Origin of the sequence: Labrenzia sp. PHM005, assembly GCF_006517275.1 — a bacterium.
In the GTDB taxonomy this organism is placed as follows: domain Bacteria; phylum Pseudomonadota; class Alphaproteobacteria; order Rhizobiales; family Stappiaceae; genus Roseibium.
Genome location: NZ_CP041191.1, coordinates 3,827,242 through 3,851,094, shown reverse-complemented (window position 1 = coordinate 3,851,094; position 23,853 = coordinate 3,827,242). Strand labels below are relative to the sequence as shown.

Annotated in this window: 24 protein-coding genes and 2 tRNA genes; 10 read left to right on the top strand and 16 right to left on the bottom strand. The window is 53.5% G+C overall.

The genetic code is table 11. The features are described 5' to 3' along the window. Positions 1-6 precede the first annotated feature (6 nt). Positions 7-618, top strand: coding sequence for a TetR/AcrR family transcriptional regulator (locus FJ695_RS17430; protein WP_141186629.1), 612 nt, complete (start codon positions 7-9; stop codon positions 616-618). A gap of 76 nt (positions 619-694) precedes the next feature. Here FJ695_RS17430 and FJ695_RS17425 read toward each other — a convergent pair whose 3' ends face one another. The 5 genes from FJ695_RS17425 to FJ695_RS17405 all read right to left on the bottom strand — a co-directional run bounded on the left by FJ695_RS17425 (position 695) and on the right by FJ695_RS17405 (position 6,630). Then, entirely contained in the window at positions 695-1,498 is an 804-nt protein-coding gene (locus tag FJ695_RS17425; RefSeq protein WP_141186628.1) for an amino acid ABC transporter ATP-binding protein, read from the bottom strand. A 70-nt stretch (positions 1,499-1,568) separates the two neighbouring features. Then, positions 1,569-2,720: an amino acid ABC transporter permease gene (locus tag FJ695_RS17420; RefSeq protein WP_141186627.1), complete on the bottom strand. Its 1,152-nt coding sequence runs from the start codon at positions 2,718-2,720 to the stop codon at positions 1,569-1,571. Positions 2,721-2,730: 10 nt separating this feature from the next. Continuing rightward, the gene (locus FJ695_RS17415) at positions 2,731-3,948 is read right to left on the bottom strand and encodes an amino acid ABC transporter permease (RefSeq protein ID WP_141186626.1); all 1,218 of its coding nucleotides are present in this window, start codon (positions 3,946-3,948) and stop codon (positions 2,731-2,733) included. 238 nt (positions 3,949-4,186) lie between these two features. Beyond that, the gene (locus FJ695_RS17410; RefSeq protein ID WP_209010700.1) at positions 4,187-5,203 is read right to left on the bottom strand and encodes an amino acid ABC transporter substrate-binding protein; all 1,017 of its coding nucleotides are present in this window, start codon (positions 5,201-5,203) and stop codon (positions 4,187-4,189) included. 410 nt (positions 5,204-5,613) lie between these two features. After that, positions 5,614-6,630, bottom strand: a complete 1,017-nt coding sequence (locus FJ695_RS17405) for an amino acid ABC transporter substrate-binding protein (protein ID WP_141186625.1) — start codon at positions 6,628-6,630, stop codon at positions 5,614-5,616. Positions 6,631-6,869: 239 nt separating this feature from the next. Between FJ695_RS17405 and metC the strand changes: the two genes are divergently transcribed. Beyond that, positions 6,870-8,048: a cystathionine beta-lyase gene (metC, locus tag FJ695_RS17400; RefSeq protein ID WP_141186624.1), complete on the top strand. Its 1,179-nt coding sequence runs from the start codon at positions 6,870-6,872 to the stop codon at positions 8,046-8,048. 101 nt (positions 8,049-8,149) lie between these two features. Beyond that, on the top strand, positions 8,150-8,989 hold the full coding sequence (locus FJ695_RS17395; RefSeq protein WP_141186623.1) for a PhzF family phenazine biosynthesis protein: 840 nt from the start codon (positions 8,150-8,152) through the stop codon (positions 8,987-8,989). 39 nt (positions 8,990-9,028) lie between these two features. On the opposite strand, the gene FJ695_RS17390 is transcribed toward FJ695_RS17395, so the two are convergent. The 4 genes from FJ695_RS17390 to FJ695_RS17375 all read right to left on the bottom strand — a co-directional run bounded on the left by FJ695_RS17390 (position 9,029) and on the right by FJ695_RS17375 (position 12,845). Next, positions 9,029-9,343, bottom strand: a complete 315-nt coding sequence (locus FJ695_RS17390; protein WP_141186622.1) for a lipid-A-disaccharide synthase N-terminal domain-containing protein — start codon at positions 9,341-9,343, stop codon at positions 9,029-9,031. Between the two features lie 65 nt (positions 9,344-9,408). Further along, entirely contained in the window at positions 9,409-10,170 is a 762-nt protein-coding gene (locus tag FJ695_RS17385; protein ID WP_141186621.1) for a glycosyltransferase family 2 protein, read from the bottom strand. Positions 10,171-10,174: 4 nt separating this feature from the next. Further along, a complete protein-coding gene (locus tag FJ695_RS17380; protein ID WP_168206404.1) occupies positions 10,175-11,071 on the bottom strand; it encodes a phosphatase PAP2 family protein in 897 nt (298 codons plus the stop codon). Next, the gene (locus tag FJ695_RS17375) at positions 11,058-12,845 is read right to left on the bottom strand and encodes a glycosyltransferase family 39 protein (RefSeq protein WP_141186620.1); all 1,788 of its coding nucleotides are present in this window, start codon (positions 12,843-12,845) and stop codon (positions 11,058-11,060) included. Before FJ695_RS17375 ends, FJ695_RS17380 begins: the two co-directional genes overlap by 14 nt. A 168-nt stretch (positions 12,846-13,013) precedes the next feature. Here FJ695_RS17375 and FJ695_RS17370 point away from each other — a divergent pair, with 168 nt between their 5' ends. Then, on the top strand, positions 13,014-13,850 hold the full coding sequence (locus FJ695_RS17370) for a phosphodiesterase (protein ID WP_141186619.1): 837 nt from the start codon (positions 13,014-13,016) through the stop codon (positions 13,848-13,850). Then, entirely contained in the window at positions 13,851-14,417 is a 567-nt protein-coding gene (locus tag FJ695_RS17365) for a CAP domain-containing protein (RefSeq protein ID WP_141186618.1), read from the top strand. Between the two features lie 21 nt (positions 14,418-14,438). Here FJ695_RS17365 and FJ695_RS17360 read toward each other — a convergent pair whose 3' ends face one another. Then, positions 14,439-15,680 carry a YcaO-like family protein gene (locus tag FJ695_RS17360; protein ID WP_256370165.1) on the bottom strand — a complete coding sequence of 414 codons (1,242 nt, stop codon included), beginning with the start codon at positions 15,678-15,680 and terminating at the stop codon, positions 14,439-14,441. A 405-nt stretch (positions 15,681-16,085) separates the two neighbouring features. On the opposite strand from FJ695_RS17360, the gene FJ695_RS17355 reads away from it, so the two are divergent. Together FJ695_RS17355 and FJ695_RS17350 are read left to right on the top strand one after the other, a co-directional pair. Beyond that, positions 16,086-16,376 (top strand): hypothetical protein, encoded by a 291-nt coding sequence (locus FJ695_RS17355; RefSeq protein WP_141186616.1) that lies wholly within the window; start codon positions 16,086-16,088, stop codon positions 16,374-16,376. Between the two features lie 79 nt (positions 16,377-16,455). Beyond that, positions 16,456-16,734: a hypothetical protein gene (locus FJ695_RS17350; protein WP_141186615.1), complete on the top strand. Its 279-nt coding sequence runs from the start codon at positions 16,456-16,458 to the stop codon at positions 16,732-16,734. 1 nt (position 16,735) lies between these two features. Here FJ695_RS17350 and FJ695_RS17345 read toward each other — a convergent pair whose 3' ends face one another. After that, positions 16,736-18,763: a BTAD domain-containing putative transcriptional regulator gene (locus tag FJ695_RS17345; RefSeq protein WP_168206403.1), complete on the bottom strand. Its 2,028-nt coding sequence runs from the start codon at positions 18,761-18,763 to the stop codon at positions 16,736-16,738. Positions 18,764-18,942: 179 nt separating this feature from the next. Between FJ695_RS17345 and FJ695_RS17340 the strand changes: the two genes are divergently transcribed. Continuing rightward, positions 18,943-19,197: a hypothetical protein gene (locus FJ695_RS17340; RefSeq protein ID WP_141186613.1), complete on the top strand. Its 255-nt coding sequence runs from the start codon at positions 18,943-18,945 to the stop codon at positions 19,195-19,197. A gap of 328 nt (positions 19,198-19,525) precedes the next feature. On the opposite strand, the gene FJ695_RS17335 is transcribed toward FJ695_RS17340, so the two are convergent. Continuing rightward, a tRNA-Arg gene (locus tag FJ695_RS17335) sits at positions 19,526-19,602 on the bottom strand. Between the two features lie 112 nt (positions 19,603-19,714). Beyond that, positions 19,715-20,020 (bottom strand): ETC complex I subunit, encoded by a 306-nt coding sequence (locus FJ695_RS17330; protein WP_141186612.1) that lies wholly within the window; start codon positions 20,018-20,020, stop codon positions 19,715-19,717. A gap of 431 nt (positions 20,021-20,451) precedes the next feature. Here FJ695_RS17330 and FJ695_RS17325 point away from each other — a divergent pair, with 431 nt between their 5' ends. Beyond that, on the top strand, positions 20,452-20,700 hold the full coding sequence (locus FJ695_RS17325; protein WP_141186611.1) for a hypothetical protein: 249 nt from the start codon (positions 20,452-20,454) through the stop codon (positions 20,698-20,700). A 29-nt stretch (positions 20,701-20,729) separates the two neighbouring features. Continuing rightward, the gene (locus FJ695_RS17320; protein WP_141186610.1) at positions 20,730-21,242 is read left to right on the top strand and encodes a hypothetical protein; all 513 of its coding nucleotides are present in this window, start codon (positions 20,730-20,732) and stop codon (positions 21,240-21,242) included. On the opposite strand, the gene FJ695_RS17315 is transcribed toward FJ695_RS17320, so the two are convergent. The 3 genes from FJ695_RS17315 to FJ695_RS17305 all read right to left on the bottom strand — a co-directional run bounded on the left by FJ695_RS17315 (position 21,214) and on the right by FJ695_RS17305 (position 23,853). Continuing rightward, on the bottom strand, positions 21,214-21,927 hold the full coding sequence (locus FJ695_RS17315) for a hypothetical protein (RefSeq protein ID WP_168206402.1): 714 nt from the start codon (positions 21,925-21,927) through the stop codon (positions 21,214-21,216). The two genes, FJ695_RS17320 and FJ695_RS17315, sit on opposite strands and share 29 nt — an antisense overlap. 478 nt (positions 21,928-22,405) lie before the next feature. After that, positions 22,406-22,482, bottom strand: a tRNA-Pro gene (locus FJ695_RS17310). 186 nt (positions 22,483-22,668) lie between these two features. Beyond that, complete coding sequence (locus tag FJ695_RS17305; protein WP_141186608.1) at positions 22,669-23,853, bottom strand: mandelate racemase/muconate lactonizing enzyme family protein; 1,185 nt, start codon at positions 23,851-23,853, stop codon at positions 22,669-22,671.

Genomic DNA, 23,853 nt, shown 5'->3' with positions numbered 1-23,853 from the left:
TATAAAATGACAGAAAGCGCCAAACGCGGCCGGCCGCGGACATTTGATGAAGACAAAACGCTGGATCAAATCCTGCAGGTGTTTTGGAAAAACGGGTATTCGGCAACCAGTTTGGATCAGATCGCTGCTGAAACCGGCTTGAACCGGCCAAGCCTTTATTCCGCCTTCGGCTCAAAAAAAGACATGTTCTTGAAGGTGGTCACGCGGTTTGCGGACAAGATGGAAGCGCATTTGCGGGACGCTGCACTCGCCGAAAAAGGCGCCAAACCACAACTCAAAGCAATCTTCAGTGCTGCCATCGACCTTTACACCGGGCACACTGATATCACCGGCGCGCGATATGGATGTTTTGCTATCTCCACTCTTCCGACCGAAATCCTGCAGGACAAAGATTTCAAGGACGCGCTGGAAGCTGTCATTCTTCGAATGGACACCCAATTCGGCCAGCTTATCCACTATCACGGCAAAGGTAATATCAGCGAAGCAGCAGCGTTCGAGGCCAGTCAAATACTGGCCATGGTGATCCACGGAATTTCGATCCGGGCACGTATGGGGGAAGATCCGGAATCGCTGAAGATGCTTGCTGGCTGTGCGGTCGATAAACTGGTGCCAGTCTAATAAATTTCTAAGAAAAAAGCCCCAGACAAAAGTCCGGGGCTTCTTGTTTTTGGAACGCCAAACAAGGTGGCTGAGATCAGTGATGCAGGATCTGGCTCAAGAAAAGCTTCGTCCGCTCGTGTTGCGGGTTGGTGAAGAACTCTTCCGGCTCGTTCTGCTCAACAATTTGGCCGGCGTCCATAAAGATAACCCGGTTGGCCACTTTACGGGCAAAGCCCATTTCGTGGGTCACACAAAGCATTGTCATGCCTTCTTCGGCAAGACCAACCATCACGTCGAGCACTTCCTTGATCATTTCCGGATCGAGCGCCGATGTCGGCTCATCGAACAACATGATCTTCGGGTTCATGCAGAGTGACCGGGCGATCGCCACGCGCTGCTGCTGACCACCAGACAGCTGGCCCGGGTACTTCAGCGCCTGTTCCGGGATCTTGACCCGCTCCAGGTAGTGCATCGCAATCTCTTCGGCTTCCTTCTTCGGCATCTTACGCACCCAGATCGGCGCCAGGGTGCAATTTTCCAGGATCGTCAGATGCGGGAACAGGTTGAAGTGCTGGAAGCACATGCCGACTTCACGGCGGATCTCGTCGATCTTTTTCAGATCGTCGGTCAGTTCAGTGCCTTCAACGATGATGTTGCCGGCCTGGTGCTCTTCCAGACGGTTGATGCAACGGATCATTGTTGATTTGCCGGAACCGGACGGGCCACAGATCACGATCCGCTCTCCGCTCATCACCCGCAGGTTGATGTCGCGCAGGACGTGAAAGTCACCGTACCACTTGTTCATGTCTTTGATTTCGATCGCGACATCCGTGTCCGAAACCTTCATTTTCGAGCGGTCAGCGGCCAGCTCTTCCGCATTTACTGCATTTTCACTCATGAGTATCTCTCCAGAAATTTCGATCCGCAGGGCGCAGCGTCTGATCGCGCGCCCTGCACTTGTTCAGTGTCTAGCGTTTGTGCCCTGTGTGCAGCCTCTTCTCCATGTAGATGGAGTATCGCGACATGCCGAAGCAGAAGACGAAAAAGATTATGGCTGCAAAGAGATAACCGGTGTGGCCCTGACTTGGCGTCGACCAGGTCGGATCCGTAAAGGACGACTGGATTTGGCCAAGGAGGTCAAACATACCGACGATCAGCACAAGGGTCGTGTCTTTGAACAGACCGATAAAGGTGTTGACGATCCCAGGGATCACCAGCTTCAACGCTTGCGGCAGAATGATCAGATACATCATCGGCCAGAACCGAAGTCCGAGCGCCATCGCACCTTCGTATTGCCCCTTCGGAATCGCCTGAAGGCCACCACGGACGACCTCAGCCATATAGGCAGCTGAGAACAGCGTCACGCCGATCAGAACCCGGAGAAGCTTATCGAAGGTCACGCCTTCCGGCAGGAACAACGGCAGCATCACTGAGGACATGAACAGAACCGTGATGAGCGGTACACCACGCCAGAACTCGATAAAGATGATCGAGACCAGCTTGATGATCGGCATTTTAGACCGTCGTCCAAGGGCCAGCGCAATACCGAGCGGCAAGGACGCCACGATACCTGTCACTGCGATCACCAGCGTTACCAGCAGACCACCCCATTGAGCAGTTTCAACGATCGGCCAGATCACCGAATCCCCAATGACCAGACCGGTCAGAAGGAAATAGGCAACGATCGGGAAAACGACGAGAAACAGGACCGCGTTGATCTTCTTGAACGGTGCGCTTGGAATTGCCAAAGGCACGAGCAGAAGCGCAAACAGTGCATAGACGATATCGACCCTGTACCGTTCCTCGACCGGATACCGGCCATAGATGAACTGCGGAAGATACGCTTCAACATAGGCCCAGCAAGCCCCGCTATGCCCACCATCTGACGGAAGGCAGGCCTCCCTGTTTTCTCCGGTCCAGACCGCATCGACAAAAGCGAACTGAATGAACGGGGTAATCAGAGAATAGGCTATGTAGATTCCGACCAGGGTCAGAAGCGTGTTACCAATGGATGAGAACAAGTTCTGCCGCATCCATCCGATCACACCAGTGGTGGAAACCGGCGCCGGCAGAAGCGGCGCCTCTTCAGTTCTTATTTGGAACAACTGTGAATTTGACATGCCGCTCTCCTTACCGTTCCACGAGCGCCATGCGCTGGTTGTACCAGTTCATGAATGCTGAAGTGATCAAGCTGAGCGACAGATAGACCGCCATCCAGATGGCGATGATTTCAATCGCCTGACCAGTTTGGTTGAGAACCGTACCGCCGACGGACACCAGATCCGGGAAGGCAATAGCAACGGCAAGTGAGGAGTTCTTCGTCAAGTTCAGGTACTGACTGGTCAGCGGCGGAATAATCACGCGCATTGCCTGCGGGATAACCACCAGACGCAGCGTCGGTGCGTTGCGAAGACCAAGTGCATGAGACGCTTCAGTTTGGCCATGGCTGACCGCCTGAATACCCGCACGAACGATTTCCGCGATGAAGGCCGCCGTGTAAATAGCCAGCGCCGCTGTCAGAGCCAGGAATTCCGGGATGAGGTTGAAACCGACACCCAATTCAAAACCACGCCGCAAAATCGGACCGGTTTCAATAAAGTTCGGATGCTCCAGATACATCGGCATTCCGGTGACCAAATAAGTGAGTACCGGCAGCCCGATAATCAGTCCAAGGCCCGTCCAGAAGACTGGGAACTGCTGACCCGTTTCATCCTGGCGCTTGTGCGCCCACTTTGAAACGACAACTGAAGCCACGATACCAACTATCAAGGCGACGCCGATCCATCCAGAACCCGGTTCCCAAATCGGCCTCGGCATGCGAAGGCCTGCGATGTTGAGGTGAAAAGTGTCGAAGAAGAACGACCACTTTTCCCGTTTGCCCGGCACAGCGCGCAAAACCGCAAAATACCAGAAGAAGATCTGCAACAGCAGTGGGATATTCCGGACCAATTCAACGTAACAATACGCGATCCGCGAAATGACCCAGTTGTTCGACAGCCGGGCGATCCCGACAACGAACCCGATGATTGTTGCAAAGAAGATACCAACGACGGCCACCAGCAGTGTGTTGAGGAAGCCGACAAAAACCGCTTGTCCGTAGGACGATGTTTCCGAGTAGGAAACCAGCGATTGGATGATGCCGAAACCGGCTGTATTTTCAAGAAAGCCCCAACCGGAGGCAATGTTTTGCCGCTCCAGGTTGGCTATCGTGTTCGTGACTATGAAGTATCCGAAGAGAACCAATGTTCCAATCAGGAGCACCTGATAGAACAGCCCCCGCACTTTCGGATCATTCACCAGCGAGGCACGCGCAGGTGCCCCAGCCGAGTCTTGCTCCAAGACTGACATAGAACCTCGCCCAAGTTATCACGCCCGGCATCTCTGGCCCTTGATATGGCCTCACCGTGGACGTGGCGTAGACCTCTTTCTTCGATAACGCTCCTGAAAGAGCGTTCCCCTATCGGCAGAAAGCAGGTGTGTTCCCCACGCATGTCCGGATGTTTTCCGGTTATATCTGCGTAGAATTTATTGAGGGTTCCGGCAGCTATGCCGCCGGAACCCCAGAAATCCTCAATTCATAAGAGGATTAGCGGACCGGCGGTGCGTACAGGAAACCACCGTTCGACCACAGTGCGTTCACACCGCGGGAGATGCCGAGCGGAGTGTCCGGACCAACGTTCGCATTGAAGGTTTCTTCGTAGTTACCAACGTGCTTGATGATGTTGTATGCCCAGTCATTGCCAAGGCCGATTGCCTCACCAAAGGCACCTTCAACACCCAGAAGACGCTTGATGGACGGGTTGTCGGAACCCTTCATTTCGTCAACGTTTGCAGATGTAACGCCCATTTCTTCAGCGTTGATCATCGCGTTGAGAGTCCACTTAGCGATGTTGAACCACTCATCATCACCCTGACGGACAACCGGACCAAGCGGCTCTTTCGAAATGATTTCCGGCAGAACCATGTGGTCGCCCGGGTTGGTCAGCTTCAGGCGCTGAGCGTACAGACCGGAAGCGTCCGTGGTGTAAACGTCACAACGGCCAGCGTCATATGCAGCGACAACTTCGTCAGCTTTTTCGAAAGCGACGATTTCGTACGGCATGTTGTTGGCACGGAAGTAGTCAGCAACGTTCAGCTCGGTGGTTGTACCAGTGTTGGTGCAAACAGATGCGCCGGACAGTTCCAGAGCGGACGTGACACCAAGATCCTTACGAACCATGAAGCCCTGACCGTCGTAGTAGTTGACGCCAGCAAAGTTCAGACCCAACTGGGTGTCACGAGACATGGTCCAGGTTGTGTTACGGGACAGAACGTCGACTTCGCCGGACTGCAGAGCAGTGAAACGCTCTTTAGCGGACAGCGGAGTGAATTTAACGGCAGACGCGTCGCCAAAAACTGCTGCGGCCATCGCGCGGCAGAGATCAACGTCGAGACCAGTCCAGTTCCCCTGAGCATCCGGGTTTGAGAAGCCCGGCAGACCTTGGCTCACACCACACTGGATGGAACCCTTTGCCTTGACGTCTTCCAGCGTCGTCGCACCAGCAGCTGTCGCAGCGACACCCATAGCGGCGCCGAGTACGAGCGGAAGGATTTTATTAGACATGGATATGCAGCCTTTATTTGTTACCCATACTTTATATTTAGTCGGGTCGGGTTGGGCAGACCTCCTCTTCACCCCCCAAACAGGGTGAATACCAGCCGTCAAGGCCAGTTCCTCCGGAAATCGTCCCCCCGATCCAACGCTCTCCATACGATGGCATTTAGGAGTTCGGGTCAAGTACTTGCTGGCGTTATCTCGATAAATTTCTCGGTCGAAAGTAGGATTACGGTTACCATGGCTGCACAAAACGCGAACATGTCTAGTTTCGGCGCAGTGGCTGCCCATTAGGTAATCACCCCAACGTCAAGTAAGACGAGTACCGTAAAGGAACTCCCCTCGACGGCTTCTGATAAAAAACCGGCGCTCGGATCAACCAACCGCCGGAATTTTGTCAAATAAGGGTATCGGCAGGCCTAGCGGACCGGCGGGGCATAAAGAATGCCCTCATCTGTCCAGGAGGCGTTGAGCCCGCGCTCAATACCCAGCGGTGTGTCGACACCAACGTTCCGGGCAAAGACCTCACCATAGTTGCCAATAGAGCCGATGATGCGGACGGCCCAATCCTTATCGAGGCCAAGCGCTTCACCGAAATTGCCTTCGATTCCAAGAAGACGCTTCACAGCTGGATTATCAGACCCTTTCATCTCCTCAACGTTGGCTTGGGTCACACCCAGTTCCTCAGCATTGATCAGAACGTTCAAAGTCCACTTGGCAATGTTAAACCATTGATCGTCGCCCTGGCGGACAACGGGACCGAGCGGCTCTTTCGAAATGACTTCCGGCAGAATCATATGGTCAGACGGATTGGTCAGCTTCAACCGATTGGCATGCAGGCCAGATTTGTCGGTCGTATAAACGTCGCAACGGCCAGCGTCATAGGCGGCAGTCACCTCGTCATTCTTTTCAAAGGCGACAACTTCGTATTCCATTTTGTTGACACGGAAAAAGTCGGCGACATTCAATTCGGTGGTCGTACCGGTGGCAGTACAAACCGAAGCCCCAGCCAATTCCATGGCCGATGTAATCCCAAGCTCCTTACGCACCATCATCGCCTGGCCGTCGTAATACATAACGCCTGCGAAGTTCGCGCCGAGATTGGTATCCCTGGACATAGTCCAGGTGGTGGTCCGAGAAAGCAGATCAATTTCACCGGATTGCAAGGCTGTGAAGCGCTCTGGCGAAGACAACGGCCGGAATTTTACCGCTTCCGGATCGCCCAAGACCGCGGCTGCGACAGCGCGGCAATAATCAACATCCAGGCCGCTCCAGTTGCCTTCATTGTCCGGATTGGAAAAACCCGGGTTGCCCTGGCTGACACCGCAGGTGAAAAAACCATTTGCCTTTACATCGTCCAGGGTAGACGCTGCGGCTGGTCCAGAGAAACCGCCTACGGTGGCGGCAAGCAAAATGCTTTTGATAAGGTTGGTCATCAGTATAGTCCTCCTGAGGCGCGAAATACCGCCCGCGACACTGGAGAAATCAAAGGACCATTGCGATAATTCCCTAATACCAATGAAAAAAAGACTTGGGAAAAATGGCAATTCGAAGCAGTTTTTCCATCGTACTCAAATGCTGCCTAGACATGTTGGCTTTGCTGGGTAAAACCCAGTGAAACACTGTCTCTAACCGGCCCCAAAATTCAAACGCCCCGTCTCACAAGCAGGACACTATGAAAAACAATACTTCCAAATCGGAAACAAAACTCGAAACGAAGCTGGCGCATGCAGGACGGGATCCGGCGAACTTTCACGGCTTCGTCAATCCGCCGGTTGTTCATGCTTCAACCGTTCTTTATCCAGACAGCCAAACGCTTGTTACCGGCAGTCAGAAATACTCCTATGCAAGGCGCGGCAATCCGACGACTGATTCCCTAGAAGATGCCTTAAAGGAGATCGAAGGTGCAGCGGGCGTAAAACTCGCGAATTCTGGTCTAAATGCGATCTCTCTGGCGATCCTGTCCTGCGTTAAAGCGGGCGACCATATTCTCATCGCGGATACTGCGTACGGCCCGACCCGTCATTTTGCCGATACCGTATTGCCCGGCCTGAATGTCGCGGTCGAGTATTATGACCCGTCCCTCGGGGCTGGCATCAAATCTCTGTACAAACCGAACACGACCGCTGTATTCACCGAAGCACCGGGATCCCTTACCTTCGAAATGATGGACATTCCGGCAGTTGCCGCAACGGCCCATGAGATCGGCGCGACTGTTCTGATGGACAACACCTGGGCCAGCCCTCTCTATTGCCAGCCACTGTCTTTCGGCGTCGATTTATCGATCCAGGCCGGCACCAAATACATCGTCGGCCATTCTGACGCCATGCTCGGGACCATCGCTGCAAGTGAGAAGGCTTGGGACAATCTGGATAAGCTGCACGGTGCCATGGGCAGCCATGTTGCCCCTGATGATGTTTATCTCGGTCTGCGCGGCCTCAGAACTCTGTCGGTACGTCTGGAACGGCATGAAAAAAACACGGCCACTGTTTTGAATTGGCTGAAAGATCAGCCTGCCGTTGGCGCGTTGCGGTATCCGGCGCTGGAGAGCGATCCTGGGTACGAGATTTGGAAACGGGACTTCTCCGGGGCATCCGGCCTCTGTGGTTTTAACTTCGCCAAAGGAACGACAGAAGCACAAGCCCACGCGTTCCTGGACGCCCTCACTTTGTTCGGCCTCGGTTATTCCTGGGGCGGTTTTGAAAGCCTGGCCATACCAGTTCGTTTGAAAGGCATGCGCTCGGCAACACCAATTGATTCGGATCTCCACGCCATTCGGCTTCACATCGGCCTGGAAGACCCCGAAGACCTGATCAAGGATCTTGGGCAAGCTCTGGATAAGGCGTTCAAATAAGTGATCAATACCATGAACAAATTTCATGGTTTGACTGTATTGCGATCAATATCACTTGTTACAAAATGGTGGGGACCAATTCGAACTCAAAGGTTCCCACCATGGACATTCAACGTATCTCTGCATTTTCCGACGGCCAGCAAGGCGGCAATCCGGCCGGCGTCTTGATCAGCGACGCACATCCGTCCGTAGATGACATGCGCGCGATTGCCGCCGATGTCGGCTTTTCCGAAACCGCCTTTGCCATGCCCGAGGGCGACAGTGCTTGGCGCGTCCGCTATTTCTCCCCGCAATCCGAAGTGCCGTTCTGCGGCCATGCCACGATCGCGTTGGGATCCGCCCTTACCCGCCAGTTTGGCGAAGGCGTATACAAACTGGTTTTGAACGAAGCGGAAATCACAGTCGAAGGTGCAGCATCCGGAGAGCTTTATCAGGCGGCATTGCAATCTCCGCCGACACGGAGCGAAAAAGCCACGGCAGATGTCCTGAACAAGGTCCTCGACCTTTTTGGATATACGGCTGATCAGATCGATCCGCAGATCCCACCGGCAATCGTTCACGGTGGTGCAGATCACTTTGCTTTGACACTCACCTCCCGCCAGGCCGTTGCGGACATGACGTACGATCAAGAAGACGGCCGCAAACTGATGGAAGACTATGGCTGGGTAACCATCCTGATAGGCTATAGCGAAACGCCGCAGCTCTTTCATACGCGCAATGCGTTTGCGTCCGGAGGTGTTTATGAGGATCCTGCAACGGGGGCAGCCAGCGCGGCCTATGCGGGGTATTTGCGGGATATCGATTGGCCGCACGGCGGTAAGATCGAAATCAATCAAGGCGTCGACATGGGGCTGCCCAGCCGGATCACCGCCGAAATCTCAAGTGAAAAAGGCAGTTCGATCCGGGTATCCGGATCGGCCCGAGTGATGGACGCAGCCTAAATCGACCCGGTGCTCCGCAAACGGCAAAAAGAGGCGCGATCAGATGGTTGGGTCGCGCCGCTTTTCTTTAAAAATCAGCCACAAGTTCCGGAAGTAGATCAGCAGCCCAAGCCCCTGCCCGGCAATAAACACCGGATCCTGACGCTGGATGGCGTAAATCAATAAAAGTGTTCCTCCGGCAATGGAGAAGAACCAAAAGGCGACTGGAACAATTGAACGGCCAACCCGTTCAGATGCCACCCACTGAATCACAAAACGCATCATGAACATGGCTTGCGCGAAGAAGCCAAGGATGATCCAAAAATCAAATTGTTCGATGAAGACTGCGTAAAGCCAGTCGTATAGGGCAGCCATGTCAGGTTCGTTCCAGTCGTTGACGCGCAAGTTGGGGTCTAGTGCGCGGGAAATGTGGCGGCAATTTAGGTCAGGGGGCGGACTTCTGGAATTTTTTTCCGACGCCGGCGCAACCACCAAACCCCAAACAGATCCAGCACACCAATCAATGCTCGATCGAAGATACCGTATTTCGATGTCCCGTGACGGCGTTGCCGATCCTGCACATCAATATGCACGACACCGTATCCTTCGCGGATCACCAACGCCGGCAAGAAACGGTGCCAGCTGTCAAAATAGGGCAGCTGCAGGAAGATCTCACGACGCAGCGCTTTTAGGCCGCAACCACTGTCCCTTGTATTGTCTTTTAGAATGGCACCGCGCAACTTGTTGGCAAATCTCGATGCATACCGTTTGCCAAGGCTTGCCTTACGTCCAAGGCGCTGGCCCGCGGCCAAGGCTGCCGATGGTCCGGCCGCGTCCAAGGCATCGATCAGCTTTGGGATATAGGCCGGATTGTTCTCACCATCACCGTCAATCGTTGCGACATAATCTCCGCGCGCATGCTGAAGCCCGGTGCGGACCGCGCAGCTTTGACCGCAAGACTTCTCATGCCGCACCGGACGCAGCCAGTCATGGGTCGCGGCATAATCTTGCAGGACAATGTCCGTACCATCTGTGGACCCGTCGTCGATGACAATGACTTCGAAGGTCCGGCCAGTCAGTGCCTCTTCGATTTCATCAAGCAGGATCGGCAGGTTTTGCGCTTCGTCTTTCGCCGGCACCACCACGGTCACCGCGATCGTTCCCTTGGTGGCGGTCAGCGCCTCAAGATAGCTCTGTGTCATGAAATCAGTCAGCCTCACCCGTAACGGTCCGGCCCGGCATGATCCGGTCTGCGCCCCGCTGGCCGCGCAGCACCTGCCATACAGCCCGTGCGCTGGCCTTGGCCGACACATAAGTCATGTTTGGAACAATGTTGCCATTTTCCGCGATATGAAAACCAATGCGCCGCCGGGCCATGGCACGCACAGTGAAGAAAGTAAATGTGATGCCCAGGAGTGTTCCGGCGATTACATCACTTGGATAATGCGCCCCGGCCATAACCCGCGAAAAGGCCAGCCAGAAGGCACTCACCACTATCAGCCAGCGGTAGGCCGGAAAAATGAAGTAGAGCGCAGTTGCCAGCGCCGCGACGGTCGTCGAATGCCCGGAGGGAAAGCTGGTGTATTTGCCGTTGAGCGCAAGAAAATCGAAATGGACCGGTCCGACCTCTTCATAGAGCTTTGGTCTGGCACGCCCAAGGCACCACTTGAGAACAAGAACCACGATTCCTGAGGCAGCAACGCTATAGAAAATGAAAGCGGCATAAGTGAAAACCGCGCCAATTGCCATCCGGATCCGGAAGGCATACCGGCCACCATCCAACGCAAGCAGGAACAGGCATGGAATGCCGGTTGACACCAGGATCCAGTCAGCTTTGCCAAGGTCCGTGAACGAGCGGAACGCTATGCGGTATTCATTGGGCAGAGAGTTCAGCCACGGATACGTCGGCGCATCAAAGGCAACAACCGCAACCCCAACAGTGAGCAAAAGGACCGCAAGGATATCCTGAGGACGTTGTCCTGGGGGAAGAGACTTGCGCTGTGCTTCTCCCCGTTCCTCTCGATTTGAATACAGCAGCATCGCGCGGCGGGCGTTGCCACGCATGCGTTCCCAAATCCGCTTCATCCGACTACTGCTGCTCATCGCCGCCTTGTGTGTTTGTTCCACTAACGGCAGCTTGATAAAGCGCGATATCGACATCATCGCCGCCGTTGATATTCAGGCCCTCTACCCTTTTTCGCACCTCTGGTACAAGACCAATCTCTTTGGCTGATGCCAAAAACGCCTCTTCGTGCCGGCTTTCAATGGCCGCAATCAGGCAGCTGCCAGCACCAACTGCGCTCTCGTCCGCCAGGAATTTCGCAGCCCCCTCCGCCGGAATGATTCTGGTGTCCGTACCTTCCAGGAAAATGAAGCTCGGCTCATGGAAACCGGTTGTTGCCACTTGCCTGGCTTCTTGATTGGCACAGCCCGGGATCTCGTCCATGGCTGCGACCAACCGCGGGCTTACCCAAATTGTGGTCAATGCCGGCCCCGAAAAGCCCCAAACGCCAATCGCAATTGCAATGGCAGTCAGTGCTGTTGGCGGCAAAGCATAAAGCGCAGGGCCGCGCAAAAGCCGGGTTGCCGCTACTACAGCAAAAACGGCGCCTATTGCGGTGACGATCGCCCCAGGCGGTGACGGCCAAGTTCCAAGAACAAATGGCCCAGCGAATGCGCCAACCGCAATGCCGATTGCCGGGACAGCGAACAGGATCGCCGCAATCCACCGGACCCATTTCCGTGTTTCAGCGCCGGCCCCTTCGATCAAGGCCGCCGCAACTGGCAACACCAGGGCCGGTAACAGCGGCATGGTGTAATGCGGCAGTTTGGTTGCGACCAATTCGAAGACGATCCAGCTTGGAAAGAACCAGCAGGCAGAAAAGACGACCAGCGGGCTAGCACGTTCGCGCCAGATTACCGGCAGAGCGATCAGGAAAAACGCCGGCAATGGCCAGAACACGCCGAACATGGCCCCTAGATGGGTCAATGGCGGCGCCCCATGGCTTTCCTGCCCCGTCGAGACTTTGCCTAAAAGATCTTTGCCAATGGCCTCGGTAAAGAATGTTCCATCGGTGGCAATCCAAATCGCCACAAACCAGGGCAACACCAGCAGAAAAAACCACAGCAGACCAAGAAGCGGGGATGCGGCTTTGAACCAGGCGATCTTCCGCCGTGAAATCATCAGTGACACAACCGTGAAACCGATCACCATCGGCCCGACCGGTCCTTTCACCAAAACGCTGGCTGCAAGCGCGGTCCAGAAGATGAGACCAAGCCCCCACGCCCGTTTGTTTGCTTCTTTCAGCCAAATACGGGCCAGAGCTCCTTGCGCGATAATAATCGTTGCAAACAACGTGGCATCGGTTTTTGCAAGCCGGGCTTCAACCCCGAGAATGATGGACAGGCCAACAAATCCGGCCGCAACCAAAGCGCCGGCAGGTCCCATAAAGGCTCTGGCGAGCCAGAAGGTCGCCAGCACACATAAAACAGCGCCGATGAGAGACGGTAATCGATAAACCCATAGTGGAGCACTTGCATCATGCCCGGTCAGTTTCACCGCAGCAGCTTGTAGCCAATAGATCCCGACCGGTTTCTTGTGCCGGGCCGTTTCTTGAAACCGGATATCGACATAATCACCGGTTTCCAGCATTTGTTTTGTTGCTTGAGTAAAACGCGGTTCATCACGGTCGAGCGGTGGCACGGTCCATTGGCCAGGAACAAACAGCAGGAGCGATAGAGCCAGCAGCAACAGCGGAGCAGACACGTCGTGGCCGAAAATGCGCAGCCAGATCGGCTTCTTCATTGCGGGCACAGGCTGTTCCGGGCTTGCTTCCGACTGTATCTCCTCGCCGTTTGCCTCTTGCATTTCTGCCATCGCAATTCATTTCCGCTATGATTGGGCTGTTCCAGATCGTGTCGGCCCCAAAGAACCTGTGTGCATCTCCTACATGAGCTTTCGGAAAAGGGAAACACTGCTTGCTCTCAATCTCTCCGAAGCTATCGTCAAAGACACGAATCCTGTCTGTATTCGGGGACTGTTTAGATGACTCTCATTGCACATATCACCGATTTACACCTGCGCCCGCGCGGTCTGGCTTGTTACCGCGTCTCAGATACCAACATGTTTGCCGAACGGGCGATTGCCGCCTTGAACGCGCATGTTCCCAAGCCGGATGCGGTAATCCTGACAGGAGATCTCACCGACACCAGCGATCCGCGCGAATACGCGCTCGGCCGTCAAATCCTCTCCCGGCTGGACATGCCTGTTTATATGATCCCGGGAAACCATGATGGCACTGCTGATATGCGCCGTGAAATGGCCGGTTATCCGGGTATGGACAGCAGCGTTGACGGCAAACTCTGTTACACAGCCGATATTGGTGATGTCCGGCTGATCGCTCTTGATACCAGCTTGCCCGGGCGGCCGGACGGTGCTCTTGGAGAAGCGCAATTGTCCTGGCTGGAAGAACGCCTTGAAGAAGACAAACGCCCGACCCTGATCGCATTGCATCATCCGCCCGCCCTTAGCGGGATCAGCCATATGGACGCAATCGGCTTGACCGATGCTCCGGCTTTAGCTGAAGTCATCGGTCCCTTCCCTCACATTGACCGGCTGTTATGCGGCCATTTGCACCGGCCGATTATCGCCGGATTTGCAGGGAAAATTATGACGCTGGCGCCGAGCACCGCCCATCAGGTTGTCCTGGATCTGACAGAAAAAGGCCCGGCCTTGTTCAATTTCGAGCCGCCCGCTTTTTTTCTGCATCATCACTCGAAGACTGCGGGCACAGTTACTCATATGGCCTATGTGGAATCCTATCCAGGTCCGCACCACTTCTTTGCCGATGAAGGCGTTTCCTGGCCTGGCGAGGGATCCTAAATGTTAGCTATCCGGGACTTCTTCGAACCTGTCACATTCCGCGGATCCCATCTCGCTTTCATTGCACTGTTGCTGATTATTTCCGGGTGCGGCGCTCTACCTGGCGGCCAAAGTGAACTGGTAGACCGGCCGGTCCTGACTAACGTTCAGGTCAGCAGTTCCTCAATGCTCTCTATGATCAATGCGTATCGAAGCCAAAATGGCCTTCATAACCTGCAGCATGATCCGGCGCTTGATGCAGTTTCTCAGGATATGGCCCGCCACATTGCGCAGCGCGACAGTATGGACACGTGGCAGCACAGCGCATTCGGACTATCGCAACGTCTCGATAAAGCCAAGTATCCGAACTACGCCGCAGCGGAGAACCTTGGCGCAGGTTACGCCGACCTTCCTGCGGCTTTTCGAGGCTGGCAGGGTTCTGAGGGCCACAACAAAAACCTGCTCAATCCTTACGTCACCCGCGTCGGCATTGCACGGACAAACCGGAATAACGGCAAGTGGCGCAATTTCTGGGTCATGACCTTGGCAAGACCTCAAGCCGATGGCCGTCCAACCCCGGTCAACTAACGGCTGGTGCCTCGCGAAACACTAAAATGGAAACGGCCGCGCGGCGAATTCAGCCTTGTCTGCCGGTGTTTTCCGTAAGCCTCTTTCGACAACACCATTGAAGAGCCGAGGTTTTCCAAACCGCGGCTGCCAGGTACACAGCTCCGGCGAAAACAGCTTGATGCACGGCACCTTCAGATCCGGCCGCGTCGCATTGAACTCCCAAACCTTGATGTCTTTGTGCTGCAAAGCAGCCAACATCTGCTCATAAGAGTAGGTTTCATCATCTGACGTGGGGTCTTCAGAGACTTGCTCTTCAACGGGCCAATCGGCAATGATGGATCCGGTCCGGGCATACCGCAGCACTTTGGGCAGTGCAGTCTGATCGGTTGATTGTGTCTCCGGATAGGCCTGAATCATCATGTCCAGCGAGTTTTCCGCCTGGAGCATCTCACAAAGTGCGCTCAAAAGCGCTGACGGCAAATCCCAATTTGCGGAAGACCCGAAGGCCGCCATTTTCCCATCTTCGACGTGCGAAACCGCTACCACAACATGTACCGGAAAATCGGTTTGAACGCGTGTCACGGACCAGGCTCGTGACCTCCCGGACAGGAAATTCAGAAGGTCAACCGGAACTTTTTTGGACAAAAACCCCTCTGAAAGCCGAGTTATCCCCAGGCGGTTGTACCAGGCTTGAGCGATCGCGTCGCGCTCAATGAGCTCAAGCAGCGCCCGGTCACGAGCCCCCTTCAAATCTCGCCACACTGCACATCCTACAGTTGAGGCAAGGCCAATTCCGCCGCAAAAATTCAAAACCGGCTCATCAAACAACGCAGTATACGCCGGCAAATATGTCTCTTTCTGATGGCTTAAATCAGTCAGAAAAACACGGCGATCGCTGACTTTATCCCAGGCAATCGTACAACCTCCGCAGTTGCTGATTAGCCCCGGCCTTTTTTCCGTAAATTGAACAAGTTGAGACGGACTAAAACCAATCAGCGGCGCCGGATCTATCTCGTTCACTGCAGCATTTGCCAATACAACTCTGGGGTCACTCTCCCCCAGAGAGTATAGACAGAGCCGCTCCGTCATTTCACCGATACAACCAACCGCTGCAGCAACCTTGTCCCCGCCTTGGCCGCCAGCGGGGATTGCCCGGATATCGCCGCACTCGTCCAGCCACGCCCCTTTCGGCAATTTTAGTATCCCGGTGCAAAAATGGATAGGACATCCAGGAATAGAAACCGGCACCAGACGAACATCAAACCTTTGTAATACTGGCATAAACAGTTCGAGCGCATGCGCCGCTATCGTATTGGCCGCCACCAAGGTATTGTTGTTTTTAACTAAGAGACCAATCCGAACCAGGTCCTCACATACCTGTGGCTTCAGTCCATTCATTTAAAACGTCCTTTTTTACCTGAATCGCTCACTGAAGTTTTCCAATACAGCACGTAAGTATACAATTCCGCTACGAGACTCAGCTTCGAATTGCACTTAGATAGAAATAATGAATTGCCATTGTGATAACAACATATTTTTGATTACATCGATAGCAAGCAAGGGGATAACGAGAGAAAAACCACCCACAAGTTTTACTTTTACTTAAATCCCCTTGCTTTCTGAAAGGTTATTATTAATTTTTCAGATTTTTGCAAAAAAATGCAACCCATTTTATGGAGTCTTAGTATGCACACGCTCACAACTACTGACCATGACCTGGAACTTGGCGCGAAACTCGGCGAAATCATCCAAGATTCCACTGAGCGTGCCCGGTTTGCCGAAAAGCCGGAAGAAACGCTCTCCAGCCTTGGCCTTGCAACGGATATGAAAATCTATGCCGACACGGCTGACAAGGTTCATCTGGTTATCCCGGCGAAGGTTGACGAAGCCCGCATCGCTGCTGGCGACGAAACCTACTTCGAAGAACTGGGCCGCCTGGCACTGGCAAGCTGCCACTATGAGGAAATGCCGGACTAATCGGATAACCAGGATCGCGTGTCTAACCGGGGTCCCCGCCCCGGCTGGACAATCTCACTTCTGGAATGGAACTTCGATCATGGCCCGGTTTCCCTACTATCAAAAAAATATTGTAGCCCTCGGCAAATTGCTTGCTAATGCGCGCATTGATGAACGTTGCCGGACCCGATTAAAGCATGATCCGGCCTCTGAACTCCGGAAAATCGGATTGCCGGAAAATGTTCTGAAATTAATGGCATTCGAAATTGTGGACGCCGAAAGCAGAAAGGTTACCGTATTACCATATAAGCTGAACCAATCCCGGCTCGATGGGAAGGACCCCGCCTATCTCGGGTCTCTTGCTCGGCAATTTTGTTAACTCATCCAAGGGAAGCTCTATCACCAAAAAAATACCTTTTCACCAAATCAACACCTCTATCGTAAGCAGCCCGCGTTTTTGGCTCCTGAAAGAAATTAATTCTACGCGCCCATTCTTCCGGGTCGCCCGTCCCAAGCCCGGCTTTGTCAACCACTGCCGACAAACTATCACTCTGTCGGCTCATTAGCTCCAAAGCTTCAGCTTCCTTACCTGCACAAACTAAGGCAGCAACGCGCGTAGTTAGTCCCACAACACTTTTATATGACGCTCTTTCGATGATTTTGGCCGCAGTTTCAAAATCCTCTGATGCGAAAAACACCAAAGAATAATATTCATAAAATACTCGAGGAACCGTTGTGAACAGGTTCATAGCCAGTTCAGCTTTTTCGCGCGCCATATCGACTTCACCAGCGAAAGCCAAACCTTCTGCAGCAGAAATTAGATTTATTGGATCAACGCTGTTCAATCGGATTGCTTGCAAAAATGCGCGTCGCGCCTGATCCGGCATGTTCGATTGTATGAGCGCCCAACCATGAGCCCGTTGATTGATAGGTTGCCAAGGGTCAAGCATCACTGCGTGTTCACACAGCCCCAGAATTTCTTCCCAAGATAACCTGTTTGTTCTGTCCTCTACACGGTAATGAAGTAGTTGTTTAATATTTACGAGCGCTTTGCCGGAATAGGACATAGAAAATGTGCTATGTCGACGCTCAAGTTCACTCAGGATTTGCAGCGCTTTCCGGTCCGAAACCGGGTCAAAATTAACCAAAAGCGCCTCAGCCTGGCACCATCTGGCAAAGGCAGAACTGTTCTGCGGATTGCGCAATTTTTTTGTTACGTACGTATGAATTCGTCCGATGGTATGGCTGGCAGCTGTTTGAACGCTGTCCCATTCCTTTAGGTCAACTATTTCGCTGAAGACTATGCGGCCCTCAGCCCGGTCTTCAAATTGAACCGATACCTTGCCGTTTCTTTCATTGTGCTGGAACCGAAGCAGGTAACTTCCGGCTTGATCCCCTTGTATCAAAATCGGCTGAGGCCCTTCTGCGTCACCAAAATATTCCCCATGATAGAGGTCAAACGCTCTATATGCGGACAAACCTCCTACGATTTCTTCCTTTAAATACAACCCATCATTTGTTGTCGTTTGATTAAGCTGACCGGAAATGATCGATATATGTGGAAAATGGACTACGTTGTCCGATGTCTGCGGATCAATGCCCAAAAACTCAGTTGATGGCCTGTGCCAAAAACCGGGATTTTGAGGCGTTTCTGTCTCTTCAGTTGCGATCTGTTTTTCGGATACAGAAAGCTCCTTGAGCAATTCCCGGGTTTCTTCCTCAGGAACTTCATCCAGTTCCTTCAGTTCCCGCTCACACGCTTTAAGCTGCTGCTCGGCCCGCTCTCGTTGACCCTGCCTCAGGTAGAAGCGGATCAAGGCCCGGTGGGCAGGTTCAAAAGCGGGATCCATGTGCAGAAGAAAATTCGCCGCCGCTTCGACGTGCCCTGCCCCGCTCTCGATGACAGAGACATCCAGGTGTTTGAGCGTTGCATCAACCACCTCAGCCCGGATTCTTTCGCGCTCGATCAGCAGCCACTCGGTGAACTGCGGGTCGATATCGTCATAGCCGGCCATAAACTCGCCGCGCCAAAGCGCCCGCGCTTCTTCAAAGCCCGCCGAATCGCCTGCGTCCAAGATCTTCAAAAGATGCTGGAGATCGGTCCGCAATTCGGCTTGATCCAGCTGAATATGCCCGGCTGTGGATATCACCACATCGAGCCCGGCTTCTTCTTCCGCAGTTTTGAGTTGTTTAAGCGCCTGCCGGAGCGACTGCATGCCCTTCTGCCTTACCGCGCTACTCCATAAGAGATCCGCCACCGCCTCGCGGGACGCACTCAAATCACTGATACGGCTCAAGTATCCCAAAATGGCAAGCGCCTTGCGGGTTTTCGCCGCAATCGGATCTTGATTACGCGCAATCAGCATGGGGCGCCCAAGAGACGCAAAATAGGGAACTTGCAGCGTCAAATTCCTGTTTCCCTCACCTACGTAACTTCTGACACGGGTGACACAACCCAGAATGAAGTCACGCATGAAATACACGAATACTTTATCACGCTCGTTTCACGCTTCAAGCTCATCATGCGAATTCGGAAGGATCTTCTGAGTGCGAAAATCCTAAGACTGAAACACTGGTGGGTGGTATTATGTCTGAACTCTCCAACAAGACACCGGTAGCGGGCCTAGAACAGGAACCGGCCGTCGAAGCGATTAAGCGTATGATACGATATACGCAAAAGGAAGCCGACAAGGACGGCCGCACCTTTTGCACTTACTTTTTGGACATGGCACTTCAATCATTAGAAGATGGATCTGAGGATCTGGACACGATCTTGAAGGCGAAAGTTACCCCGTTGATGGTAAATCAGCCAAAGGGAGACTTTGCCAAGATCAAAGCCTGATATTTTGGCCGCGCGGCATTCTAACTCTTCCAGCCTTCTAAATGCGCGGCGTACTTTCTAGCTCCATCTCATTGACCGGGATCAGTCGATCCCGGTTCTTTTTTGCATTTTGATACGTGAGATTTGGAACGAAGCTCGCGCCGCCGGCGGCACAGGACAACAAAAGTCAGCAGATCCAAAACGACTGATTTTGCCGATGGGCAGACAAACAGCTCGCTCGAGCCGAATTCGTTTTCACCCTTTGCGGCAAAAATTGGGGTGTCTTTCGCAGAACCACCAGGCGCGAAAGCAAAAATCATCTATTCAATTCAAAAAGATAAAGAGAAATTGGCGACCCCGACAGGATTCGAACCTGTGACCATTCGCTTAGAAGGCGAGTGCTCTATCCAGCTGAGCTACGGGGCCTTGAGACCAGTTTCAACCAATTCTTTCTGCGCTATAGCGGGCGCTTCTGTCGATATCAGTTTTGACGTTTCAACAGGCAAATCACTAACGCCAATTCCAAGGAGACCCAGGGTCAATGGGTCCAGGGGGCAAGCCGGTTGAACTTGAAGTTATCTGAATAGGCCGACCCGCGCACCTTGCGTGCCTGAGGTTTTTCCAGGCGATAGGCGATGCCTTGACGCTTGGCATAAGCGACAGCCTCCTCCTGGCTTTCAAACACCAGTTTCACTTGCTGTTTCATGTCGGACGACGACGTATAGCCCATCAAGGGTTCAACTGATTTGGCGACCTCGGGCTCATAATCGAGAACCCAACGCTGGGTTTTGGCTTTTCCCGATTGCATAGCCGTCTTTGCCGGCTGGTAAATGCGCGCCACCATACGTTTGATCCTATCTAAACCCTGATCAATTCACTGTTTCAGGAATGCTTTTTCCCACCTTTGGAGCGGAAGTCAATAACCTTGTTATCGTGAAACTCAACTGTGCGTACGTGTCAGGTATTTCCAGGATGAACAACTAAAGCTTCAAGCACCCAGCTCACAAGACGTACCGATTATTCGTGAGGTTCCGGTTTCTGCACTCCATGTAACAGCGCATTAACGGTAAAACAGAAACATTCGCCGCCTTCGTATTCTGACGCATAGCCCGGAACCACAACCTATGCTATCTAATCCTTTGGAGTTAGAATGTTACTTGTGCACTTTGCCGCAAAGTTCCGAATCCAGATACTCTGGTGAAACGGGACACAGGCAAATATGGCGTCCGCATAAACGCAAAGCGTGCCCGGTCGCCCAACAAAGGAAGGCTGACTATGCAACATCACTTCCAAAACCTCTTTGGTGACTACGTTCCTGAACATATTTCCCCGGGTATCAAAGTCCCTCGCAGCACCAGCCCGGACAGTTTGCGAGCGAACATCGATGCCGCCAACCTTACAGAAATGTGGAACATGATCCTGACGCTTGATTATTCGGTGTCAGACGTCAGCGAATTACCACCCGGCCAGCGCGACGAATTCTTAAACGTGATGTCGTTGTTGTTGTCGGCGTTCAATCGCTAACTTCTTTAAAAGAAAGGCAAATTGAACCCGTGCTCACCCGCCCGGCAACCGTCTTTACAGAACTTGGAACCAAGGTCATTGAAAACGGCCTGGCCGACCCGCGGCTGTCTGAGTTTTATGAAACCTTCATGTCGGCCCCGGCGGGCGCGGTTCAAGCCGCTTTGAAACCACATATGAGTTACCTGAGCCTTTGCTCAGACAAAGTCACCGAGTATGCACCGCCCCCCATCTTCTACGTTGGCAAAGAGTCCAGTCAGCGCCTTCTGTTTGGCGATGACTGGGCCAATCCTCCAGCGCCAGCTGCGGCATCTGGATTGCGCACACCGGATGCAGACCTGGAACGGGCTTCTGTCTTTGGCTACAACAGTGCGCTCAATCAGGTCCCCTATTATGGCTATGCAAGGACATTGGTGAATATCGATGGGCAAACCTGTGAAATCGCCTTTGAGCGGTTAATCGTCAGTTTCCGCCCGTCGGCTGCAGCGGACTTTCAGGTTTGCGCGTATTTCGGTGTCATTCAGGACCTTCAGCGAACGTTCTAGACGCAAGCATCCGCGCCAGACTATGCAAGTCACTGCGGGTCGAATAGACCAACCAATCGTCCGACCGGATGTGGCCCGGGGCAACAATCCAGTGCGTACCGCGCGGGACAAACCGCCGGTATCCAACCCGGATACCAAACCCCTTTTCGGCAGCTTTTGCGGCCATCAGGCCATAAAGATAATCCGGTGACCACTTCAACAACGACACCAAAAAACCCAATTGGGTTAAAGGTTCGGCCAAGCCCTTGCCGCGAATGTCCCGGCGCAGCCATAAGTTGCCATGGTAGACGATCTTGCCCCGCAGGAAATACGCATCATGGGCATGATCGGTGCCGAACCGGGCCTGTGGGTTGGGATCCACAAAGATCCGTCTCTGCTGCTGTTTCCAGTGTTCGGCAAGGCATCGGTCTTGCAAATCTTCGACCTTGGCCGCTTGAACGGAAACAACATTTCCGTGCTCATTGTAAGCCGCAATCCAGAAGGCCGTTGCACCATGTAGATCGAAAAATCGCGGTGAAAAATCCTCCATGAGATATTTTTCATCTGTTCCGCGAATGGTTTTTTCAAATAGCTGGAAATCGCTGCTTTCCTTGACCGACAATCCGCACGACTCGATTTTTGCCTGCACCGCTGCAATCGCCGATGTGACGTCAAGCGTACTCTTGTCTGTGGTATCTTCGATCATACCGCCCCGAATAAGCCAACCGATTGCCGCCAGGCCTGCCTGCCATATCCCATCACGAATGGTGAAACACCGCCATTAGATGCACAAGCAAAAGCGCACAACTTCCCCGGTTTCCTCAGGGCTAGGCCGTGTGGACGAATTGGAGATGTATTTCGCCGGGATTTGCTGCGTTCAAAATCCAGAAAATCTGCCGCAGGTGATGCAGGTGCATCATCAAGGCGGATTTTCGCAGAGGATTGCGCGCCGCAGGCCCGGCCCTTCGGGTGATGCAAAGCGCCGCAATCAGGCGCGGACGGCCCCTTGAGCGTATCACCGATACGCTTTGCAGGTCTTTCCACGCCATCTTTCGCACTTTGCCTCACGAAATGCGTCTACAATTCGTCCACACGGCCTAGAATTACCAGCTGTGAAAAAATCACGAGCTGTCAGAACTGCCCTTGGCTTCGGAGGAATAACTGAGAAAACTTGAAAGGAAAAATGGTCGGGGCAGCAAGATTCGAACTTGCGACCCTCTGGTCCCAAACCAGATGCGCTACCAGGCTGCGCTATACCCCGACGGCTGGTTTGGGCGGTGTATCCGCGTTTGCTCCGTTCGTCAAGAGAGAATGACAACGACATTTCCAGCGCTTGTGGACAGTTGATACCAGGACGGAAAAACTGGTCCAAAGTCCGGCTCTCAGTGCAAGTTCAGCATCCCCATTTGTTGCGTTTGGCGCCGGGATTCCCGCAAATAACAAGACATTAATGCAGCGGCAGTGTGCGATGCCGGGTTGGCCGTGCGGGATCATAAAAGTGGCTCATCGGCCCTTCGTCTTCAAAAAGCTTTGCCCAACGGCGGAATTCGGCCGGGTCCAGTTCGACACCAAGTCCCGGCCCTTCCGGAACACGAACAGCATTGTTGGTCTGGCGGAACGGCCCATCCCGGATGACGTCGCCGATTTGCCAGCGGAACAGCGATTGAGACGCCTCTGATATCAAGGGCGTTGCGGCGGAGACGTGCAAGTAGGCCGCCGTCATGATGCCAAGGTCATTGGAGTAACACCAAAACCCCTTCCCCATGGCTTCACAGGCCGCAATGAACTTCAGGGATTTCGCAATACCGCCAAGCGCTGCGAAATTGCAGACAAAATTGTCCGGGGCGCCGAGCGCTACCGCACGTCTGAGATCCGGCACATGGGTTGAGAACGGAATGGTGCTGTGCCGGCGCAGCTCTGCCATTTCTTCAAATGTTGCGACCGGGTCCTCATAGTTCCGAATGTTGAAAGGCTCCAACTCGCGCAACAGCCAGCGCGCCGTTGTCAACGAATATTGCATGTTGGAATCGAGCTTGATCTGGGCCAATTCTCCCAACGCATCTCGTAAGAGCCGAACCGTTTTGATTTCCAGGTTGGGATCCCCAAGGATCAGTTTGCCTTCAAAGATGCTGGAACCATGCATTTCCCGCATTTTCAGGCAATAATCGCGGATCGTCTCCGGGCTCATTTCACCGCCTGCGCCATTGTGCTCCGGCCGGAACGAGAAATACTCGGAGAATTTGATCTCCTTGCGCACAGCTCCGCCAAGAAGTTTATAGAGTGGCAGGTCGAACATCTTGCCTTTGATGTCCCAAAGCGCCACTTCAACAGCCCCAAAAGCGACAGACGCCGCGCCCTCCCCGGTATTTGCCGTAATCTGCCACGGAGGCACGCAGCGCGCCTCACAATCGGTAATGTCGAGCGGATCCGCTCCAATGAGAGCCGGAGCAATCTCGCTTTTTATGATTTCACCGAAATGATACCAGGGCGCCTCGCCCAATCCGGTGAGTCCCTCATCTGTTTCAACCTCAATGATCGACTTCGAGGCCCCAGGATAAAGTCCGCCTGTCCACCAGAAAGGAGCATCAAAAGGCACATTCACATGTGTGACGCGGATGTTCGTGATCTTCAT

Coding starts and splice junctions, on each gene's coding strand:
- FJ695_RS17390 (WP_141186622.1), bottom strand. CDS start 9,343: ATGGCTGCCCTATACGACTGGCTTTACGCAGTCTTCATCGAACAATTT.
- FJ695_RS17330 (WP_141186612.1), bottom strand. CDS start 20,020: ATGGTGGCGCGCATTTACCAGCCGGCAAAGACGGCTATGCAATCGGGA.
- FJ695_RS17410 (WP_209010700.1), bottom strand. CDS start 5,203: ATGTCTAATAAAATCCTTCCGCTCGTACTCGGCGCCGCTATGGGTGTC.
- FJ695_RS17315 (WP_168206402.1), bottom strand. CDS start 21,927: ATGATCGAAGATACCACAGACAAGAGTACGCTTGACGTCACATCGGCG.
- FJ695_RS17395 (WP_141186623.1), top strand. CDS start 8,150: ATGGACATTCAACGTATCTCTGCATTTTCCGACGGCCAGCAAGGCGGC.
- FJ695_RS17365 (WP_141186618.1), top strand. CDS start 13,851: ATGTTAGCTATCCGGGACTTCTTCGAACCTGTCACATTCCGCGGATCC.
- FJ695_RS17420 (WP_141186627.1), bottom strand. CDS start 2,720: ATGTCAAATTCACAGTTGTTCCAAATAAGAACTGAAGAGGCGCCGCTT.
- FJ695_RS17425 (WP_141186628.1), bottom strand. CDS start 1,498: ATGAGTGAAAATGCAGTAAATGCGGAAGAGCTGGCCGCTGACCGCTCG.
- FJ695_RS17415 (WP_141186626.1), bottom strand. CDS start 3,948: ATGTCAGTCTTGGAGCAAGACTCGGCTGGGGCACCTGCGCGTGCCTCG.
- FJ695_RS17405 (WP_141186625.1), bottom strand. CDS start 6,630: ATGACCAACCTTATCAAAAGCATTTTGCTTGCCGCCACCGTAGGCGGT.
- FJ695_RS17380 (WP_168206404.1), bottom strand. CDS start 11,071: ATGAGCAGCAGTAGTCGGATGAAGCGGATTTGGGAACGCATGCGTGGC.
- FJ695_RS17430 (WP_141186629.1), top strand. CDS start 7: ATGACAGAAAGCGCCAAACGCGGCCGGCCGCGGACATTTGATGAAGAC.
- FJ695_RS17350 (WP_141186615.1), top strand. CDS start 16,456: ATGGCCCGGTTTCCCTACTATCAAAAAAATATTGTAGCCCTCGGCAAA.
- FJ695_RS17325 (WP_141186611.1), top strand. CDS start 20,452: ATGCAACATCACTTCCAAAACCTCTTTGGTGACTACGTTCCTGAACAT.
- FJ695_RS17355 (WP_141186616.1), top strand. CDS start 16,086: ATGCACACGCTCACAACTACTGACCATGACCTGGAACTTGGCGCGAAA.
- FJ695_RS17305 (WP_141186608.1), bottom strand. CDS start 23,853: ATGAAGATCACGAACATCCGCGTCACACATGTGAATGTGCCTTTTGAT.
- FJ695_RS17360 (WP_256370165.1), bottom strand. CDS start 15,680: ATGCCAGTATTACAAAGGTTTGATGTTCGTCTGGTGCCGGTTTCTATT.
- FJ695_RS17385 (WP_141186621.1), bottom strand. CDS start 10,170: ATGACACAGAGCTATCTTGAGGCGCTGACCGCCACCAAGGGAACGATC.
- metC (WP_141186624.1), top strand. CDS start 6,870: ATGAAAAACAATACTTCCAAATCGGAAACAAAACTCGAAACGAAGCTG.
- FJ695_RS17375 (WP_141186620.1), bottom strand. CDS start 12,845: ATGGCAGAAATGCAAGAGGCAAACGGCGAGGAGATACAGTCGGAAGCA.
- FJ695_RS17340 (WP_141186613.1), top strand. CDS start 18,943: ATGTCTGAACTCTCCAACAAGACACCGGTAGCGGGCCTAGAACAGGAA.
- FJ695_RS17370 (WP_141186619.1), top strand. CDS start 13,014: ATGACTCTCATTGCACATATCACCGATTTACACCTGCGCCCGCGCGGT.